The sequence below is a fragment of the Photobacterium ganghwense genome (assembly GCF_003025595.1).
Classification (GTDB): Bacteria; Pseudomonadota; Gammaproteobacteria; order Enterobacterales; family Vibrionaceae; genus Photobacterium; species Photobacterium ganghwense.
Genome location: NZ_PYMI01000004.1, coordinates 384046 through 404981 on the forward strand (window position 1 = coordinate 384046; position 20936 = coordinate 404981).

At 38.4% G+C, this 20936-nt stretch carries 14 protein-coding genes and 5 pseudogenes; 6 read left to right on the forward strand and 13 right to left on the reverse strand.

The genetic code is table 11. The features are described 5' to 3' along the window. Positions 1 to 101: 101 nt before the first annotated feature. From C9I92_RS16135 to C9I92_RS16155, 5 genes are all read right to left on the reverse strand, one after another. The gene (locus tag C9I92_RS16135; protein WP_047886026.1) at positions 102 to 2054 is read right to left on the reverse strand and encodes a DUF3732 domain-containing protein; all 1953 of its coding nucleotides are present in this window, start codon (positions 2052 to 2054) and stop codon (positions 102 to 104) included. After that, positions 2051 to 2530 carry a three component ABC system middle component gene (locus C9I92_RS16140; RefSeq protein WP_047886027.1) on the reverse strand — a complete coding sequence of 160 codons (480 nt, stop codon included), beginning with the start codon at positions 2528 to 2530 and terminating at the stop codon, positions 2051 to 2053. Before C9I92_RS16140 ends, C9I92_RS16135 begins: the two co-directional genes overlap by 4 nt. After that, a complete protein-coding gene (locus C9I92_RS16145) occupies positions 2530 to 3648 on the reverse strand; it encodes a hypothetical protein (RefSeq protein ID WP_047886028.1) in 1119 nt (372 codons plus the stop codon). Before C9I92_RS16145 ends, C9I92_RS16140 begins: the two co-directional genes overlap by 1 nt. Positions 3649 to 4011: 363 nt before the next feature. Beyond that, a complete protein-coding gene (locus C9I92_RS16150; RefSeq protein WP_084712613.1) occupies positions 4012 to 5805 on the reverse strand; it encodes an ATP-binding protein in 1794 nt (597 codons plus the stop codon). A 12-nt stretch (positions 5806 to 5817) separates the two neighbouring features. Further along, positions 5818 to 7077, reverse strand: coding sequence for an SIR2 family protein (locus C9I92_RS16155; RefSeq protein WP_047886029.1), 1260 nt, complete (start codon positions 7075 to 7077; stop codon positions 5818 to 5820). 1184 nt (positions 7078 to 8261) lie between these two features. On the opposite strand from C9I92_RS16155, the gene C9I92_RS25455 reads away from it, so the two are divergent. Together C9I92_RS25455 and tnpA are read left to right on the forward strand one after the other, a co-directional pair. After that, on the forward strand, positions 8262 to 8444 hold the full coding sequence (locus tag C9I92_RS25455; RefSeq protein ID WP_047886030.1) for a hypothetical protein: 183 nt from the start codon (positions 8262 to 8264) through the stop codon (positions 8442 to 8444). A 101-nt stretch (positions 8445 to 8545) separates the two neighbouring features. Beyond that, positions 8546 to 8830, forward strand: a pseudogene (gene tnpA / locus C9I92_RS25695) (IS66 family insertion sequence element accessory protein TnpA). Between the two features lie 645 nt (positions 8831 to 9475). Here tnpA and C9I92_RS16165 read toward each other — a convergent pair. Next, positions 9476 to 9685 carry a helix-turn-helix domain-containing protein gene (locus C9I92_RS16165; RefSeq protein ID WP_020904088.1) on the reverse strand — a complete coding sequence of 70 codons (210 nt, stop codon included), beginning with the start codon at positions 9683 to 9685 and terminating at the stop codon, positions 9476 to 9478. Positions 9686 to 9784: 99 nt separating this feature from the next. On the opposite strand from C9I92_RS16165, the gene C9I92_RS16170 reads away from it, so the two are divergent. The 3 genes from C9I92_RS16170 (at position 9785) to C9I92_RS16180 (ending at position 11904) form a co-directional block, all read left to right on the forward strand. After that, positions 9785 to 10330, forward strand: a complete 546-nt coding sequence (locus tag C9I92_RS16170) for a hypothetical protein (RefSeq protein WP_047886031.1) — start codon at positions 9785 to 9787, stop codon at positions 10328 to 10330. Between the two features lies 1 nt (position 10331). After that, entirely contained in the window at positions 10332 to 11639 is a 1308-nt protein-coding gene (locus tag C9I92_RS16175) for a HipA domain-containing protein (RefSeq protein ID WP_211263839.1), read from the forward strand. Between the two features lie 61 nt (positions 11640 to 11700). Further along, complete coding sequence (locus C9I92_RS16180) at positions 11701 to 11904, forward strand: hypothetical protein (protein ID WP_169776045.1); 204 nt, start codon at positions 11701 to 11703, stop codon at positions 11902 to 11904. A 51-nt stretch (positions 11905 to 11955) separates the two neighbouring features. Here C9I92_RS16180 and C9I92_RS16185 read toward each other — a convergent pair. From C9I92_RS16185 to C9I92_RS16210, 7 genes and pseudogenes are all read right to left on the reverse strand, one after another. Continuing rightward, positions 11956 to 12720 (reverse strand): annotated as a pseudogene (locus C9I92_RS16185) (helix-turn-helix domain-containing protein); the annotation flags it as partial. Positions 12721 to 12837: 117 nt separating this feature from the next. Beyond that, the gene (locus C9I92_RS16190; RefSeq protein ID WP_047886033.1) at positions 12838 to 16161 is read right to left on the reverse strand and encodes a DEAD/DEAH box helicase; all 3324 of its coding nucleotides are present in this window, start codon (positions 16159 to 16161) and stop codon (positions 12838 to 12840) included. Between the two features lie 2 nt (positions 16162 to 16163). After that, complete coding sequence (locus tag C9I92_RS16195) at positions 16164 to 16994, reverse strand: Hachiman antiphage defense system protein HamA (RefSeq protein WP_047886034.1); 831 nt, start codon at positions 16992 to 16994, stop codon at positions 16164 to 16166. A 307-nt stretch (positions 16995 to 17301) separates the two neighbouring features. Beyond that, positions 17302 to 17524, reverse strand: a pseudogene (locus C9I92_RS25700) (VOC family protein); the annotation flags it as partial. Continuing rightward, positions 17523 to 17601: pseudogene (locus C9I92_RS25900) on the reverse strand (glutathione S-transferase family protein); the annotation flags it as partial. The pseudogenes C9I92_RS25700 and C9I92_RS25900, both read right to left, overlap by 2 nt. After that, positions 17597 to 18112: pseudogene (locus C9I92_RS25705) on the reverse strand (transposase); the annotation flags it as partial. The pseudogenes C9I92_RS25705 and C9I92_RS25900, both read right to left, overlap by 5 nt. Positions 18113 to 18126: 14 nt before the next feature. Further along, positions 18127 to 19752, reverse strand: coding sequence for a hypothetical protein (locus tag C9I92_RS16210; protein ID WP_047886035.1), 1626 nt, complete (start codon positions 19750 to 19752; stop codon positions 18127 to 18129). A 676-nt stretch (positions 19753 to 20428) separates the two neighbouring features. Between C9I92_RS16210 and C9I92_RS16220 the strand changes: the two genes are divergently transcribed. Continuing rightward, positions 20429 to 20737, forward strand: coding sequence for a transposase (locus tag C9I92_RS16220; RefSeq protein ID WP_053061882.1), 309 nt, complete (start codon positions 20429 to 20431; stop codon positions 20735 to 20737). Positions 20738 to 20936 lie beyond the last annotated feature (199 nt).

Genomic DNA, 20936 nt, shown 5'->3' on the forward strand with positions numbered 1-20936 from the left:
CAGGTGGGTCAATTTTGAATCGGCGCTAGTGGGTCATTTTTACATCGGCGGTAACAGCAGTTAATATTAAGGTCAAACGTTACTATTTGACCTTAGTAAAATTATATCAACTTTTGACCATTTGAAGACCATCTATATCTAACATACTGATCAAACTCAGGTTCATCTGCATGTTCTAAAACTATAATTTGTGGCTTAAATCCAATTTTTGGATCTCTTTCAAGTTCATTTAAGAACCGCTCAAAAACCTTAAATATATTTATTACTTGTTTGATATTCTCATCAATTTCTTCTTCACCCAATAACTCTTGTTTATTATTAGAAGAAAATCTTCTTGTTACTTTTGGAAAATACACCTGACTAGGTTGGTCTAGAAATAATATTGCTGGTATTACAGAGTTTGAGCTTGAGATTAATTTTAAAATTGACAAGAAAACCGCTAGATGACAAGCTAACCAGTTAGCACCACTGCCCATTTCTGATAGTAGTATTTCTTGCTTTTTAAAGTAGTAAGCAAATGTGAAGTCTTCTGTTTTGAATTTCATTTCACCATTTCGTAAATCATCTTCAAAATCTAAGTCTTTTTTAAGCTCATTCATTGTCTCATTGATAAGTGCATTGGCCTCGGAAAATTTATGTTCAAGACCATAGCCTCGAATCAGTCTGATACAGGTTTCCAACTCCTCTTTCATAGTTGAAAGATCGTGGTTAGCTTTTTCTAAATTTTGCCCTTCAATAAAGAATTCTAAGGTGTTCTCTATTCTTCCACGAATATTATTTAGTGAGTCCCTTATATCTAGATTATTTTTAACTCTGAATAATTTTCTTAATTGTCTTATTTCATTATCTATATTAGCTACGACCTGTTTTTGCTTGTCTCGCTTTAAAAGTAATGAGTTAAGAGACTTAGAACTGTCCTGTTTGTAACTACCAATTCGGGACAGTTCATCAAGAAGTAGCGCTCTAGAGCGCTTAACCTCTTCCACTTTAGAAACAACACTAGTTACTGGTGTGCTACATAACGGGCAACTAAGACTGTTTTTAGATACAGACTCATCTTGCGATACTTCTGCAAGGCGTGCCATCGAGTTGGAGTAATCTATTGACTCCTCCTCGTTTGCCTTAATAAGACTTATCAATTGATTACATTCATATAAAGACGTTAGCTCTTTATCTTTTGCTTTCTCTAAGGCATTTAGCTGTTTATTGAAATCAACATTTTGCTCTGCATTCAATGGTACAGAAGGCAGGTTTCTCGCTAAATTTTTAAGCTTTTCCAGTGATGCATCTTCATCCAGAAATTTAAGATTTAACACTCTATAATACTGCCTAATTGGTATAAGTAATTTTTCTCTTTTTTCTTTAATACCTAGCAAAGCTTTCTTTTCTTCTGCCTCTATCTTTTTTATCTGCTTTTCTAAATCTTCAGATCTTTTCTTCAATCTGTAGTATCTGCTATCAACCCAGCCCATAAATATAGGAAATTGATCAATTACTATTCTACTTTTAATGAAGTTATCAAACCTGTAAAACAAACTATGCTTGTTAGCTATTAAATTTTGATGCTGAAAGAATAGTGAAGTAGCATTCCGAATTGAGACTTTCCCTTTATTAAGTTTATAATCGTCATCATCATTCAACGATGTATCTTCAACCGATAATCCTAAGTGCTCTTCGAAATCCTTTTGAACCTCGAATCTAGTTCTAGTTTTCTTGGACTTAAAATAGTTAGAGTTAATTTCATTATCAACATTGAAATCTACCGAATATTCAACAGAAAAATAACACTTTGTTGGTTGATTATTTGAGCGTCCAATGATTATCTTTTTATTATTGTGTTCAAATACACAACAGAATATATCTGTGAAATCAGTAACTTTTCCCACAGGGATTGTAGAGCGCTTTGAAAACAAACAAAAATCTACAATCTCTATTAAAGCACTTTTCCCTGTTTTAGAGTCACCTGTTATTATGTTTAACCCTCGGTCAAAGCCAAGACGTTTCAAATCACCATCATGACCAATGAGAATTATATTTTTTAAATAAGCTTTCATATATTTGTGACCCTGGATTTAAGAAGAACATTAACATATCCTTCTTTCGCAAAAATAATACCTAAGTTATAAGATGCCTTTATAAACTCTTTTTTATAATCATTTGTTATTGACGTTTTTTCTAAATTATTCCCATTCAAAATGAAAGAACTAATTATAATTTCACAAATTGAACTGAGGTAGATTACCCCACAATTTGTCACAGACTTTGAGTATTGAACTTTATCATTTATAAAAAACAATCGTTCTTTAATTTCATCATCTTTTAGAAATGCCGTTTGAAATGTACTACTAGCATTAGACCTATTTAGTTTATCCCTTAAAACATCATCCATAACAAAAGGAACAACAAGATAAATCAACTCAAACTTCGCGCCTCGCTCATCAACTCGCCTAGCTCCTTGAATAAATGAATATAGTATTTCAGCAACAAAAGAGGGAGAATACTTCAAATCTCTAATAACCTGAGGATTCATTAGTCAATATCCTCTTCATTATATTTCCAAGTATAAGCGGTGTTATTAATAGCCTCGTGTACTTTACCTCTCATGAAGTAAGGTTTCGTACCACTTACCTCAGGCACTTCTAACACCGAACTATTATGAAATTCAAAATATGCTTTACAAGCTGCCTTGTTAGATTTAGATGAACCTAAATCTTCATAATCTATTTCGTAAGAATATTGTCTTTTATATCCTGTAGCTTTCTCTACCACATCTAATAAATAGTTATCAATAATTTCGGGCATAATGTCTGGTTTAAGATCTACAAGGCTCTCTTCACTGTTTTTAGCTTTGAAGTAATCATTGAGAGCAACACCTCTATCTCTGCCTTTCAAACCAATATCTCTATACTCTAATAAAAACAAGTAACCGTCAGCATGCTGCTGCTCCGTATCATACTCCGTGCGGTCTACAGGGAAAGGAATGCTATCTCCACTCCACCTGTTAACCTGAAACTGGAAAGCATCATCAAAATCATTGATATTAACCTTCCAATGTCGGTGGTCTACGATTGCATTTTTATTAACGTATGAGTATATCCAATGGAAAATACTTTCTCTGTATGGCTCTAACACGCACTTCAATTTGCGAGCTTCCAATAAGCTCTTCCATTTCTCTTCTACATGTTCCCGAGATTGATCAATTGTAAATCTAGACAATATGCTCAATAGCTCGGCATCCGATGCATCTTCAAAAATTTTTTCATAGAGAGGCTTAATTGAGGATGATGGTACGTGAGACTTTATGATGTTGAGTTTTTCATGGGCACTTCGTGTGTTCCAACCATGAAATATTGATCTCTCGGAAATGAAAGATGTCGTGTGTAACACAATTTGCTCAAACATAGAGGAGTCTTCAACCACCAAGTTCTTCAAAGTGTTCCAGAAATCTTTTGAGTTACTAGCTAAATTATGCTCTTCTACATGGTGTTTTACCTCTGTGAATGTCTTACCATCATAGACATCCCCAAAGCACTCTATCCAGATAGTCTCATTGGGTTTTGCTTCAAAGCACTTCTCAATGGCGATTAAAACTTGGTAAACATAGCCTAAATACTTTGGTGTAGCGTTGTTGGCAAAACCTTCTGTCATCGTGTCGATTACTCCTAGATTCACTCTACATTAACTTCGCGCACTGGGAAAAACTCGCGATCTCGGTATGTTCTCGAAATCAATTTCACCACCATGTTAGGTCGAAGCAAATAAAATCACCATAGTTACCATACGGTTAGAATGGATTAATTCTGTACAAATACTCCATGAATGCAAGTAAAACCTGTTGAATATTGAGCGGTGTAGTTATGGGACTTTGTAAAAAGGCTTACACTTGTACAATTTTTACTCCACTGAAAGGGAGGCTATTGAAACTCACGGGGGCAGAAACGTAAGAAAGCCAGATATATCCACTGTATAACCTTATATGTGATTTGGAATACTAATATTGATGATTAGTAGTTACTCAGTGCAGTTACCTTCATAACATTGCTCTGAATTCTGCATTGGAGTTACTCCTGTAGACGCCGATCTCCAGCTTGTAGAGAAACTAGCACTTTTCGATGTTGGAACATTTACAGGTTTTTTCATCTTCACCGTCATAGGAAATGGGAAATCTACTCCTAATAACAATGCTTCACCTTGTCCCAAAACAGGAAGAAAAGAGGCCGAGCGTTGATCGATCGCCCCTACGGCTTTCTTAACGATCTCTTGATCAAGCTGGTTGGTCAATCTGTGTACTATCAGAGTACCAATTTGACTCAATACATCTTCAGGAATATCACGTGGACGCTGAGTAGCAATGATCGCATTTAAACCATATTTCCTCCCCTCTTTAGCAATATTTCCAAAGGCATCCAATTCAAACCTATTCGTTTCTTCACCGATACGCTTGTTAAGAAATTGGTGAGCTTCATCAATGAATACCAATAGAGGCGCTTGGTGGCTAATTTCTCCTTTTCTTGCAACAGATAGCAGCTTTCTACCAATTGCATTTACAAGTATTTCTCTAGAATTTGCTTCGAATGGAACTTCAGAAAGATCCAATCTAAGAACATTTTTTTTATTGCCTGATGAACAAAATTCATCAATTAGATTTGGGACTGTTTTTAGTTTTTCATCAGGGTCAATCATCCATTTTAAACTGGGGTTGTTCGCATATGCTTTGATTCGAGCTATCAGGTTTAAACAATGACCAACATCATTATCAGCTCTGCCACCCCAAATGGTAGGATTAGGATTATTGGCAGTTCCACCAGTTGGCCAAACACATTCATTTACTATCTGATCGGCTATATTTCTAAACAACCATGGTGCAGTCTGAATAAAATGATTCATAGATAGCAGGGCTGTTTCGTATGGTGACTTTGCTTGACCTGATTTGTTTAAAAGATGGTTTGTAGTGATATCAAGGCCATGATTTTTCTGCTGCCAAAATTGCCAAACTATTTTCTGACTTTCGATAGCTGCCTCTAACTTAGGTGTTTGACTTTGCGCTGATGGTCTTAGAAATGCTCGAATATCAGAGTCAGTAAATTGCCAATGTGGAAAGGTTAACTGGTTATCAGTGGTTGAATTTACATGATTTCCAACATAGTAACTTTCACAGTCAAGAGATTCGTATTCTCCTGTTGGGTCAATAACAATGGCTTTACCTCCAACATTAATCACTTGCTCGATGATATTTGTCATCGAGTAACTTTTACCACCACCAGTAGCTCCAAGGATTGCACAATGTCGGGAAAATAGTTTTTCAGGTGTCACATGCACAGTTACTGAATCGTCATGAGGTAACGAGGCGAGTGGTAAGTGTATTTGTTCGGGCGCATCATCCTGTTTGCCTTCCGCAAGTATTGATACCAAATTCGGATGTGCAGAATAAATTTGACTGCCTAACCTTGGATGTTGCTTAATCCCCTTGTAGTTACGCCCATTTGCTGGATTTAAACTAACTAATAATTGAACAAGCCCAATTGGATGGTTATCAGAAGGTTTATCAGCTAAGCCATCGACACTTAGCCTCTCTCCACCTTCAATCCATACTTTTACTAAACGTCCAAGTATTGCCGTTTCACCTATATCGATGAATACAAATTCATTGACTTCTCCCGCTGCAATTCTATTTCCAAATGACCAACTAGGCTCACCAGATCCAGCTTTAGATAAATTAACGATTAGCTCCGTGGCGGAGACATTAATTACGCTTCCAATACGCCTATTTGGGTCATATGGGGAGAACCATTTTTTTTGTTCCATCTATATCCGCTCCTACTTCATGCTTGCTGTGATTTTTTCAAACGCTTTGAAGAGTTCATCCTCAGGAGTTGTAGATCTTCGTTCAGGCAACAAGTTTGAAAACTGTTCAAACGTTGAGTCAACTATTGCGATTCTTCCATCCCCATGATTTATTGCAGCCGTTAGTAGATTTCTGATTTCAGCATTGAATGAGCCAGATGCATTAAATGGATCTTTTGTTGCAACCATCAACATAAACTCAGGATTTGTTCTAAGTGCCATTGTTAATGCGTTATTTATATGTTTATCGTTGAAACCGAACCCAAGGCAGAGCACCGCCGTTCTAGGTTGCTTCACTACCTCTAAGAAGGAGGTCATCATATCCAAGTAAGGTGAGTCATATGATGTCTGGTACTTGCTACTGCTTGGGTAGATAAATACGGGTTCACCTATCTGGCTATCCGCACCTAGTTTTCTCACCCTTCCATTAACTTTTCTCCAATCTACAGAACCATGCATCTTGTATAGTTGGAGCACATTCGGAATGTACGCACCTTCACTGTTCTTGGAGTGACTTCTGTTTACAATGTCATAATTAAACCACATCGGATTAAAGTAAGACGGATTAGAGTATTCAAAACCGTCGATAACGACGAACCCTGTATTTGATGCGGCTTGCTCAAAAGCTAAATCGTAATTAGTAGTGAAAAGTTTAAGACGTTGTTGCTGAACACTTCTTCTTCCCACTGCTCGTATAAATTTGTCATGACTAGCCCATCCTGATTCTTGGACGGCTTCAGTAAAGCTAGTTTTTTCCAAAATGATTTGTTTTGCCTGTTCAAGAAATCTACTGACTTGATTGACTCTTTGATTTGAAAGATTTCCAACAGCTAAAGAAGAATCGCAAAGAGACAACAACAATTCGATGTCAGGTTTTGCCTTACCGTTTTTTTCTCTCTGTTTCTGGAGGCTGTCGTACTTTGTTGCTTTTAATGTCAGATCAAATAAATTTTCATCTGCTTTTTGGCAATAATGCCAAAGGTGCCACATGCTAGGAGCGATTGGGGGGTAACCTTGTTGAGATTGCTTATTGAATGTAAGCGATGTGCCAGATCCTGCTAGTATAACTAGATTATCTGTATCAAGGATTTTGTTCGTAAATCGATAAAAAGGAGCCAATTCTTCATCCAAATCATCGCTACTTAGAACAATTTCGATAGGTTCTCTTTCGTTTGATATAGAGTTCTTCTTTAGATCTGAAGATAAAAATCTAATCGTATTATCAGTTTCCATTTTGTTCCTCAAACTACCAAGTGTAATGCAAAAAGCCGTTGGTAAGACCTATCTAGTCATTGGGTGATAATCAACTACATACATATTGAAGGATTAGATAAATTGGGTCAAATGGCAGTGGTTCGAACTGTTACGAGCAACAACTCTAAGAAGAAAAGGGGCAATAAATGAGACAGGAATAACCTTAAATAGACTTGAATAGTATGAAACTTTATTACTTCGTTTCACCTCGATTTGGGCAGTGATACTCGATTCAGTATGATACTTTATTCTTCCAAAGTGTTTTTCATTAACAGAAACTCAATAGGTTAGATGGATACGAGTATGATACTTTTTTACTCGTGTATAATTCCCAACTTTTTGCGTTAGCAATACGCTGGAATTCTGTAATCACCTTACCTGTCAAATATGTCTAGTATAAATACGCATCACAGTTCAAACAATGTCTGAAATTGCGACCATATTCATGAAATACTGACAATCAGACAGCAACAATAAAAATTGCTACTGAATCCTTTCTGAATGCGGGTTTCTCGGAAAATGGAAGAGAGATAATTAGCAATTACTCATATGATAATAATTATCATTTACTTGACAGTGAGAGGGAAAAATGTTAAATTAGAATAAGTGGGGTAGCTCTGCCTTTCACGTCTCCAAATCCTTTCTGTTCCAGCAAAAAATACATGTCTGTTTTTATCTGCCTTTGACTGCGGAGAGATAACCATTACCAAAAATTAGGAAACCACAAGGAGGTACACCATGTAGCTTTTCTATAGGTGCGTTGCGCCTTTTAACTGCAATAAATCCATCTCTTAAAAAGAATAAACCCACATAAAAATAGCGTATCTATCTGCCTCGGCTGCGGAGGGATACCTATTACCTAAAATAAGGAAAACTATGAAAAAAGCTCAATGTACCGTTACACCAGCCATCGTTATTCAATGCGTCTGCTTTGTTCTCTACTGCTGGCTTGCATCGCCCTTTTTACCATTGGCTCTCCCCCTTTTTGTACTCCGCCTTCATCGCCAGTTATCGAATCCAAAGCCTGTTCGCATCAGGGACACCCACTATTTATGGGATTGGATTCTGTCTCTCTTTTCCTGACGTTAACGGAATATGGGACGGCTACAGTGTGGCGATTGCGTTAGACTGTCTAGTGTCCATAGTTACAGGAAGCAAAGCGAATGTGCGAGTACAACATCGACGGTTTCAGCAACGTTGTTATCACCTCCACGTATGACGACGACACGCTGTGTGAGCATGTGGAGTTTACCATTTGTTCTGATTATGAGGGTGAGCCAATTAAGCGGAAGATCGCCGTCGAGCTTGACGGTGGAGAGCATACGTTGAACGTAAGCGCGTCATAAAACCCGCATTCTAATCGTCTAGCCCGAATAATAAGATCAAACCTCCGACCCAAAGGAGATTTGAAATGGCCAAACGACGCACTAACCAAGAATAGCGAACCCTGTTCGAACACTATGAATCCAGCCAGTTATAACAACGATTATTTTGTGAACGTAACGGACTGAGCCTCTCCACTTTTTACGCTAAGCGCCAACAGTTAAAGCACATCGAAAAACCGAACACGGTTGGCTTTATTAAAGTAGAAGTCGTTGAAAAGACCACAAAGTATCAAGCCACTGACGTTGTCGTTGCCAACATTACACTACTTGTAAACAATGTTGAACTGAGCATCCCACAAGGCACGCCAGCGACCTATCTTGCAGAACTTATCGGTGCGCTGTCATGAAACGCATGCTCAGTGCTCCCGAAATCTATCTCTATCGTGAAAGCGTCGATTTCAGAAAGTCCACCAACGGTCTCGCTGCCATGATTGAAATGCAACTAATAACACCAATAACTGCATAAGCACTTTGTTGCCCATCGCGTTCTATACAGAAGAGTATTGTGTGCCGCAAGTCTGTCGTTTAGTGTTTGCGATGAACGATAGATTCAAGATGAAAGACACCTTTGCTTGCAATGAATGGCCGCCGACTTAGGCGGCATTTTCTTGCCTGCAAGAAAGGAAAATAGCTCGATAGTGGAAAAGACAAGCTGAAGCTTTGGAGTTTGGTGGAATCTACCCCCGTGATACATCTCGGGGGATTAACAGCCAACAGCATGGGAAGAATAGATAACTTTTAGTATTGCAAAAAAACGTGAACAGGGTGTGAATGAGTAAAAGGTTTAAGCAACAATGGGGCAAATGTTTATCAGCGGTTTTCCTAAATTAGTGTGATCACCAAGCGATTCTGTCGTACCTTAACTACCAACCGATTTTGTCTGTTGACTAATTACCAAGGGAAAATGACGTATCCGTTTCTATACCTAACCCTTTGAATAGGTCACAACAGCATATTTTATTCACTAACCCATTGAGTATAATGCTAAATAATTACGGCAATAACTCCTTCACATCACAGCCCAAAGTGTCTGCAATCTTATACAACTTTTCAAGCGTGATATTGATTTTACCGCGTTCGATGCGGCTCATATAGCTTCTATCTATCTCAGCGAGAAGGGCTAGTTTCTCTTGAGGTAAACCTTTGGATCTTCTCATTTGTACAATACGTTGGCCTACAGCTTCGGCAAGTTTCGTGTTCATGTTTTTTATTTATGAAATTAATTTCCTGAACAATGCACACTTGCGGACTATTTGACCACGGATTATAATCCTCAAAATCAACACAATCGGTCATTTTTTATGCAAACGAAGGTAAAAATCAGAAAAGAGCTATTTCTCGCCATTTATTACAATGAACACTTCTCTGCCAACGACCTAAAATCCTTTCCATTAGACAGTGATGAAAAAGAATACTTATCGGATGAATACGTCGAAAAAAAATTGAAGGAAATGTCGTTGATCGGCGCAGTCATTTCGTGCGGTTTCGATAAGCATGGTGATGAAGAATTCTCCAAAGGTTTTATGTTTAACCATATCGACTGGGAGGTCGTGGATTACGACAATTACAGTGAGGACTCCAACTACCGTTCTTTCAAAAGAGAAAGTCTTTTGACGATTTTGCAAGATAAACACTCAGAGCTGTCAGAGTCCTATTCTCTTCACAAAAGGACATGGAAGCATTTCAATCAGTTGTGTGCTCAACACTCAGAACTTCGGCTGTGTTTAGACGAGTATATATCCGAGTATGACAATCGTAGATTGGATCTCAAAGCCGAAATGCAGGCAGTAGAAAACGCAATTACCTTCTACAAAAACGCAGCCCACCCAGTAGAAAGTGGGAGCTAATTTGCACAATCCTATTCTTTACGCACATGCCACAAACAACAACATGCTCGTGGGGCAGTTTGTCCAACGGTCGAAGACCAACTTCTCATTTTCATACTCTGATGAGTGGTTAGCATATGATTCAGCTTTCCCTCTTTCGTTAAGCCTACCGCTCGTAAGGGGAGAATGCTCATCATTGAATGCACTGAATTTTATTCACAACCTGCTTCCTGACTTGAAAGAAGAACGATTAAGTCTTGCTCACTCAGTAGGTGTGCAATCCAACGATGCATTCAATTTACTCTCCAAGGTTGGTCATGATTGCACGGGCGGCATTTCATTTACTGAGAGTAGAGAGCAACCAAACATAGGATGGGAATTTCGAGAGATCTCGGCAAGTGAATTAAATGAACTCTTTACTCAGCGTAAGTCATTTCTTCCTTATTTTGGGGAATATCGACCTTGTATTTCAGGCACTCAGCGAAAAACAACGCTAACTAGGTTGAATGGTAAATGGTACGTACCTCAAGGGAAATCAATCAGTAGCCACATTATCAAATATCCGATGGATGCGATTGTGCAAAGCAACTCAATACTAGATATGAGCAGCAGTGTTGAGAATGAATTCATCTGTAATCAAATTGCGAAGGAACTTGGTTTTAACGTTCCAAATATGGAGATAATAACGACTGAATCAGGATCTAAAGCCCTTGCAGTAAAAAGGTTCGACCGATGTTTTGGTGACGGAGTTGTGACTCGTAGGCACCAAGAAGATTTCTGCCAGATTTTCGGTGTGCCTGAACATCAAAAATATCAATCGGAGAACAACTTAGGTGTCTCCAACATTGTTGATGTTTTAAGTTTCTCTGCGAAAAGCAAGACAAACAACCATGACTTTTTTAAGTTCATGGTTTTACAGTGTCTTCTTGGTGCCACTGACGGTCATCTCAAGAACTTTTCCGTGCATATTGATCCAGGCGGACACTATCAGATCGCACCGTTCTACGATTTGCTATCAGCTTATCCCGCCGTCGGTGCCACTGGATTAAATAAGCGAAAGCTAAAGCTAGCAATGGGACTGAAAGCATCACGAGGATACAAATACCATATCTGCAAAATTTACTTACGACACATAGAGCAGACAGCGAGTCAGTTCGGTATCAGTAAGGCTGAATGCCATGAAATCGTCTCGAGCTTTCTCGCTCAATTTAGTAATACACTTAGTTCTATAGATAAACGATTTCTTGGAAAGGAGTTCTCGATAGTAAAGGACGCCATATTTCAACATGCCATTGAAACCGTAGATAGGCTAAACAGATCAATCAAATAAGCACTTGAGGTAATAATTGTTATCCTTTCTGTAAACATAATAGCTGGTAATGGGACGATATATGTCTGAAACAACTACTAATGAAAGTAACACTGCTCTTGATTTAAGGAAGTCTTTTGCTCTGTTAAGTGTCGATAAGAGCGGTATCGTAACGATGAAATTTGGTGATGAATTAACAGTTTTTATGAACGACAAATGTCCAGCGATCACGACCGATTTATTAAAAGTGATTGCGTCAATAAAAAACGGAAGTAGCCAGCAATGAAGCGTTAAAAAGAAAAGAGCAGTGGTCTAACAGAAACTTCGTGGAGAACCAGGATATTGATAGGTAGAGCTGGTAATCGTGCTGCTCAACACGACCACAGTATTCAGTGCCTCGGTAAGTCAAGATTCGCAGCATTGGCAGTTCATGCGCCTCAAAGAACGGTAGAACCTTATCATTCAATATATCCGCTGCGGTGATTGGTGTTTTCGTTGTGTAGAGCTTGGCAAAGGCGACTTTACTGTAGGTATCAACGAAGGTTTGTTGATAGATGCGCCCAACACCTTTCAAGTTGCCAACATAGAACGTGTCTTGGGAGCCGAGATAACCTGGATGCGCTGTTTCTATCTCACCACAAACCTCATCATCGTGCTTCTTACGCTCAAGAGCCGCAACTTGCTCGTCCGTTAGGATAATACCGTTCTCTGCGACCTGTTTCTCCAATGCGATAAGACGTTTCTTGAAGTTCTCTAGGTCATTGCGAAGCCAGATTGAGCGTACTCCACTTGGAGAGATAAACACTCCCAGTTTACGTAATTCATTACTCGTTCTAACTTGTCCATGAACTGGGAAGTCGATGGCGTATTTGATAACGGCTTGCTCAGTCTCACTATCAACACGGTTCTTTAAATTCGGTGCTCTTCGGCTCTGGTTAATCAGAGCATCAACACCCCCAGTCTCAAACAACTCTTGATAACGGTAGAAAGTATCTCTTGATACCCCCATAACCTTACAGGCTCTAGATACATTACCGAGTTCTTCTGCAAGATAGAGAAGGCCAGCTTTGTGTTTGATGATTGGATTGCTAGTATGAAGCATGAGAGTTACCTCTTTTTGTCTTTGATTAGTGATTAAGCACCTTTAATCAAAGTGGGTAACTCTCTTCTTTTCAAATTGAAGTGTCAGATCTAGTCGGAACTAATACATTTAAGTGTATTAGTTCCGACTGGCTCTGACTCTCATAGCCCAGTGCGAAGCTTCTTTTTCAAAGTAGACTTTAGGATTGTCTGCGATGGATTTAAACGGGAACTTTTTACTGGAAGATATCAAAATTTTCTCAGTCAAATCTGCATTGCATAAATATAGGCTACCATTGAAACTACGAACATTTAGCTGGTCGCTTTCAGGCTCAGTATTTTTTAAAACAAAATTACTAATTTTAGTCAATTCATCTTCTACTTTGCCATCTTGCTCCCTAGTAAACAACTCTACCCATTGTTTTGTCCGTTCATCGCAGAGTAATTCAATGTTTACTGAATTATCTTTCAGCAACTTGACTAACTTTAGTTTGTTTAAACTGGTAAGTTTTCCTAAGAGTACATTAGAAAGTTCGAATGCTGCTACTCGTGATTTTAATCCCGCCAAATAGATCTTCACCGAATCCATATTAGGAACGCCTATTTCGCAATAAAGCGCCAATTCTTCGAGTAATTTAGCTTCGTCATCCAGTTCTAAATCAAATAACTTTCTTGTAATTGCATTAATAGCCCAAGGTAGCGTCATTGAAAGATAAGAAACACATATCTCTTGACCATTCTCGTGAATAGCTATTTCTGACAGTGGTTTTGCGCTAAACCATTTCAATCGGACTTCATCCAATTCGGCTTCTTCATAACCATGCTTAAAAGTAACTGTTGGTAGTTGTTGAACTAACTTTTCAATACTTTTTGAAAATTCTGCTAGATCAGTAGCACAACCTTCTGACTCCTTGTAAAGTTTTATGCTCTCTGTTATTTGATCAATATAATCGTCTAATGCTTTTGATGAGCTTAATGGAATGCCAGACTTAACCATACCTTCCCAATTCACATAATCACCAGCCATGTTGATCACTGCTCTATTTCTACTTTTGAGAAAATTAATGATATCTTCTTGAGATACCATCTCATCCTCTCCTGCTTGAATATAAGCCAATGAGTTCCTAAAAACTGTGTCAATCCAGTTCGAAGGATCTTGTAATTCGTATGCTTTATTTTTGTAGTCTAATGCTAACAGTGTGTCATCAACCCAGTCGAATACTTGAGGAAATATATTTGAGTAATCTTTATTATCAGATTTAAACTGAGTAAAATCATTAGAAGCGACTAGATCTAGCAATAATTCAAAACTAACATTACATCGTGTTGATATATTCTTTAAATATTTTACTAGATCCAGCAATCCACTCTTTGCATGTTCCATTTTAGAAGAGTCAAAATATTCACGGCAAAATCCAAGATCCCTTTTATAACTCCAATTAGTCTCATCAATACAATACAAGACTTTCCCTTCAATATCTGTAAAGGCTCTCCCTGCTCGACCAGCAATATTCCAAAAATCTTTTGAATCTATTTTAACTTCGTCTTGGTGATTCATAAAAACATCAGCAAAAATAACTGTTGATATGCCTATATTAACTCCTTGCCCAAGACTAGTGGTCGAAACAATAACTTTAACATTCTCCGTTCGCATTAGTTGCTCAGTCAAAATTCGTACATCGGTAGGTAATTTTCCGAAATGACATAGAATTCCATATCGAGCCAGATCGTATATGTCACTAACACCAGCTTCATCGCAAGCAAGCCTAAATGACTCGAAAAGTACTTCATTGTTATAGTTATGTAATTCGGGAGTACCTCCCATTGCTCTCAGTACCCTATTAGCTGAAGATACAACATATCTGGCCTGAGCAATAAACATCAAGACAGTCCCAAGTTGCGATAGCTTTAATGCTGTAGCTGCAATTCCTTCATTTTTGTCATTCGGAAAATATTTAGTTCTTGCGCGAGCTGGTAAGAACTTATCGACAAAATTTTTGTTAAATGAGGTTGGTTCACCAAACCATTCTATTGTTACATTTTTAGCGTGAGTCCACTTAATTATTCCAAATCGCTTGTCTGCAATTGTCTTATCGGTTTGATAAACACTGCTACCATCCTCGGCTATCCATTGGGCAATATCATTTGTATTCGGTAGGACAGCAGAAAGAAGCATAATCTTGCCATCATTTTTACGTACGTGATGCTTTAGCTCTTCGATAAACAACTCAATTTTAATCAACCTTTCTTCAGCCCCAAGCAGGTGACCCTCATCAATAATAAGCAAACTAATACCATTGGCGATATCTTCATCAGCCCTCACTATCGCCTTGGCCTTTTCAGGGGTTGCAATAATCACATTTGAGTTTTCGATTAGTGCCTTATCTAGCTTACTAAATTGTCCACCGCCATATAGGAATGTAGTAGAAAACCCCAATGGGGCTAATGTTTTCTCCATTGATGCCTCTACCTCGTAAGATAATGAACGGAAAGGAGCAAGGTATAGTACTTTGGAAAAAGGGTTATCAATCAAAGCTTCCAAAATAGCGATCTCAGCTATTCTGGTTTTGCCACTACTTGTTGGTAGACTCAGGACAATATCATTTTTATCTTGCATTGCCTGTAGTGCATTATATTGAGCAAAGAATAACTCCGTAATTGGTGGTGTTCGTAATGCTAGTTGTGCTACATAATCATTTGTAATATTACTCTCGATTAATTTTGGTATCACATTCCAAAATGAGTACTGTTTAAATACATCAAGTAATATTATTAACAACCTCGACAACCACCAAATAGCGGGTTCGTCATCAATAGAAGCCAATTCTTTCAAGTCAGCTAATGATTCTTTCCCGAGATAAAGATATTCATCTTTGCCCGAGTAAATGTATTCCAACACTAAATTAAGGGATTTAGATAAGATAATTGCATAATGCTTGTTATTCTGCTCTAGTTCATCCTCAGAAACTTTATCATATTCATCGTCAAACTGAATATTGTTAATTTCATGAATAAGTGCTTGTAGGTCTTTTCTCAGAAAACTACTAAACAGACCAATTAATGGCGTTCCAGCTTTGACATTTTTAATCGCTATAAACGATTTTGAATATTGAGAAGCTAGGTAAAAAGATAAACTACTAACAACCAAGTAAAAGCTACTTTTCTTGCTAAGCTCAGTATTAGGGGCGTGAATGTAATGTATAATGTCGCCCGCTTTCTCAAATGCTTGCAGAGCAACATCATCAATTTTACTTTTTTCAGTTATGGCGCAACCTATAGACAAATATGCGAATGCAATACTATTAACCCTATCCGTTAATCCTTCTGTAAAATTTGGAAAGTTAGCTTCGTCTTCTTTGACAGCTAAAAGAATATTCTTAGCGTTGGATTGTGCAATTAAGTTCTGAGCGAATTCATCGTTTTCAAGCTTATCAAACAGCTTACGAGCTTTTACGGTATCCATTTCTACTCCATCACCATTTTTAGTGCTTTGTCAAAGCTACTTTTAATAAGCTTAGCTGGGTTATCTTCACCATAAGATACTATGACGAGGTTTTTATTATTAGAGTTTAAGTGTTTCTCTATGGTCTGATATGCAGAAGATTCACTGTGATAAAAGCCAACATATGTAACTGGAGTTTTTTGGGCATGAAGGTTCGTGATCAAATCATCAATTTCGTTTGCTAAAAGTTCATCTCCCATTTCTTCCAGCCTGTCACTAACAAATGTCAAAGATATGGGTAAATTCTTATTCGATAACGATTGAACAATATCATCTAAAGCTTTTTTGTTTTTAGTCGAACGGAACTTTGCTTCTCCCATTATTACTCTATTTTGAATATTCTGTTTTTCAAATAGTAATAAATCGTCTCCTTTCATCGACTGCTCTACATTCGGGTTGTACCTCAATTTGTACACAAGGATTTCTAAACCTGATGTTTCAGTAAGGTATTCTGCAAGGATTATTTCGCCTAGATTACCTTTTTGCGTAGTTGCAGACTTAATAGGAAAAGGTACTTTTCCTTCCATGTACTGAGCGAAGCCATGCTTAGCTAGGATTTGTTTTTTCCTCTCTATCCTAGCGATACGAGCTTCGGTTGCATGATGTTTAATTACCCATTGCGACAAATGCTCAACTAGAGTATCGCTGCTTATACCTTTATTTGTAAGCTTTCTATGTTTTTTGTTAGCTGTTGCAGGTGTATCTTCACACTCGAACCAATCAAAAAACAAACCCGACTTAGGATGTTCACCGATTAACTTACTTTGAGCTGTTGTTTGTTTTTTTGCGCTCATAATTCGCCCGTATACTTTTGATTTATGCGTTGCAATTCACTAATCATCAAATCTTAATTTGCTTAGTTTATCCTCTATACCTTCTATTCATCAGAAAATAACTCTAAAAACTAGACACTTGCAGCATATTTTTTCTTAGTGCCAACTTTGAATGTTATGGACAGAAATTAGCTAGGTCAGATGATCTACAGCGTTTCTGTGGGATGTGAGATTAGGAAAGGTGTTGAGGCCATAGTCGCTGTTAGGCTACAGATTCTCGGCTATGCGCAACAACACACTACTTGGTTCTACAAGGCAAAATTCGAGTATCTTCAACTAAAAAGTGCATCATGACGTTGTTGCCGTGAACAGGTTCGTAGAAATCTTGAAGTAAGAAAGAACAAGAACCATATGTAAAATAAGCGATACCTTCAAATTCAGATGCCCAAATTCAGTAGGCAACTGCACTCCAAGCCAATCATCTGATAAAAGAGCTTGGAGCATTCAAAGTCTTTAGCGGGAACAAAAGATTTTATTTCTACGGTGTTCACAAATCGTCTGACTTGACTTATCAAGACACAACATGATCCACTCTCCTCGTATTTTTCCGTTTGGATGTTTCATTTACCTTTCACGTTTAACCCTAAGATCGTGTATATCGCTTTACTGACATAGCGCCCGTCTTCTTTAATTTTATAGTGAATAGCATCAAGCCAGACTAAGGGATAGAGCGCCTCTGCTGCCATTCCTTTAGCTCAGAAGTATCAAACGCTCGGTAACACCCGAGATAGTGGCCTCAGAGACATCAATATCGTACATGTCTTCCACATGACCACGGATATCACGGTAGCTCATACCGAGCGAGAAAATGGATAAGATCTTACGGTCAATCTCGTCAGTTAATTTGGTCTGATTCTTCTTAACCAAATGACACCAGACGATCACGCGGGGTATCCAGTTCGAAAGTGCCTATGGAAGACTTAAGAGTTTTCTTGCTGGAGGGTTTGGTTGCTCATCTTCTTCCAAATGTTGTACCAACACTGCCCTCAAGGCAGCTTCGGTGAACTGTTTGATAAGAGGAGTTAAAAAGCCGCCTTTGCCTGATTAATAGCTTGTCCTAGATAGAAGTCTTTGGTCATGTGTCATTCCTGTTTTATACATCATACTGAAATGACGCAGATTTATGGACGCTACCCTTGCTGAACGGCCAAGCTGTGCTTTCCAGGCTTTGATTCATGAAATCTGTAATAGAAATGCACGTGAAATCATGAATTTTTGTTGATGCCACAGTAGGGTAAAGCGTGATCATTGCATAACCAGCAGTATTTAACTTCGCGTCAACATTAAAATTGTGTGAAAAGTGTTTTTCGATACTTTCTACGTTTTTCCTTGCCCAGTTGAACTTCTTTCTGAATTGTTCACTGTAGCTTTTTGATTTAGTTACAAATTTTGACAAATCATCAAGGTACATTCTAGGTTCAGTCGTAAATCCAACTTGCTTAATTTCGATGATGACGAGTAACTCTTGCTTTTCATGAAAGCCTAGAAAATCGATTTCACCAACCTCTGGTGGAACGTTCAGCTTTTCGGTGGCACTAAGCCTAAGTGTTTTTACTGAAGATGAGCCGATTATGCCTAGCATTTCTAAGTTTTGTGTCACTATATGTTCAAACCAGCGACCAGCTTTCAAGGACATCACATCAAGAGCTGATTTGATATTAATTGATTTCCACTCCACTGGTAGTTTTTTAAATGGAACATCTGATATCAATAAGTCTAGGCATTCTAATGCCATTCTACGGGAAAAGAACACAAGTTCCTTACCATCACATTGATCTTTGAAAAATGCACGTTTATATGCGCGGTACTCCTGTTTAGGCTTGTAGAGTTCACGTTCAATCATTGTCTCACTGGATAGGCAAAATCCTTCAAGAATACGCATAGCCTGTTCTGCTGTAAGCCTAAAGTGGTTAATCATTATACTAACCGCCTCCTTCAACTCAAAGAACCCGAGGCGTTCAGGGTTGCTTTCATCACTATAAGTTACGATGAGCCATTTTATCGTACCAATAGTGTCTTTAAAGCCCAAGCCTAGCGTTTCAACAAAGCTTTGGCCCAATATTTCCTCTTGAGCATTGATATCATTATGTAGCATATTGCTAGGGACGTACTTGTTAAAATCCAGTACAGAACTTCTGATGTCGAGATTTATGCTACTGTCTTCTTCGACATGAAAATATATGTGTTTGGTGGGGTCGAGTCTTAGGGTGATGCTATCTAAGAAACTGCGGTAAGTTTCACTTCGCATGTATAAGCTTACTAGCTCTTCAGCAGCAATGAAAGCCATTGAAATCGCATCTTCTTGCTTCTCTTGCGTTCTCTCAACTTCGCTGTAGTCCATCTTTGAGCGACAAAGAAGCTCAAATAGATGCTTTATGCCCCTCCTTGCATAGCTAGCATAAGATAACCACAATTCTTGATCTTTCTCTGAAAGTTTTTTTTGCTTATACATATCTGAAACCTTTCCGTAGAGTTCATATTCGGTGGCTAGAAATGCTGCAAACTCTCTAGGGGCAACCCTAGGAAGGTTTTCATCCAGTATTTTGTAGTATTCTTGGTAAAGAAAGTTAACGATTTTTACAACCTGGGTCTTGTCGGTGTATGTTCCAGGACTGAAGCGTTTAAATACTGACTCTTTTATTCTTTTATAAACTCTTTTTTCATGCTCTTTACTGGGCCGAAAGATTTCAACACCATTAAAATTACGACTTTCCAGCATAAATGCCCCCTTTTTCTCTTGTTATGCCTACGGCTCCAATCACTGGATTCGTGTTAGTTAGGTTATACATCTACGTCAGAAATCTCTGGATACATTCTATTAGTTATGTACATTAAAATGTTTTTGTGAAAATAAGCAAAAAACTTCAGTAATGATACTTATTAGGCAATTAGTTAATATTTTGACAAAAAACCTAAAGCTTCATTTTGAATAAAAAAGTTACTTGCTCGACATTCAACTCACCTCTGCTGTTGCAAAGGCTCTTTCTTCATTGACTTTAAACGTAATTGTCTATTGAACTAGGCTGCTGTGACGTAACATCTTCTATTGTTCTATCTTTAACAACTTTGAACACTAACGCTCTATCCCAGTAATTTAGGAAAATTCGAGAGTTCATGCACCATCCTCCATCAGAATAGCTCTTCATGATTGCGCGAACGTACTCGGGAGTGTCCTCTTTAGCCTGGCTTTGCTTTGAAGAATATCGGATTATAACGACAAGTGGTAAATTCCCTCCTACCCAGTCCGAACAATATGATATTTGCAACGCCAATAGGCGTGTGATGAACTTCTGTAGTCGCCCATGTTATTTGAAGTCTCTTACTTATGGTGAATAAGAGTTTGTCTTCTAATATGGGCCCATTTTCGGGCAAAAGCCCTCGTTGCCGCAGTAGCCATGGACGAGGAAACTCACCTGATCGCGATGCGGTTTAGCGCACTGATTGTTTTCAAAACAAGCGAGATAAGCCGTTGGGCACAAGAACACCTCAGGCCACAAGCTCTCGTAATTTCAGACGGTTTAGCATGCTTCAGAGGCATTGAAGATACTCAGACATTCCACAAAGCCTTCATTACAGGCGCTGTCCCCACTAGCGTCGAGTTGCTCTATTTTAAGTGGGTCGAGACGATGATTAGCAATGTAAAAACTCAATCCATGAGACTTATCCGCGACAGGGCTAAAGCACTTGCCAAGGTATCTCGCTGAATTTCTACTATAAGTTCAATCGGAGGTACAACTTGGAATTACAAATCGAAAGGCTTATTTTCGCCAGTATTCGCACGCTGCCGATGCCGTATCGTCTGTTGGCTGAGCAATGATACTACCAGGCCTTTAACAAGGTCTACAACCCTCGCATGCCGCTCGAAAAAATTCGCCCTAATTTTTCTGGGGTCGGGAACTACAA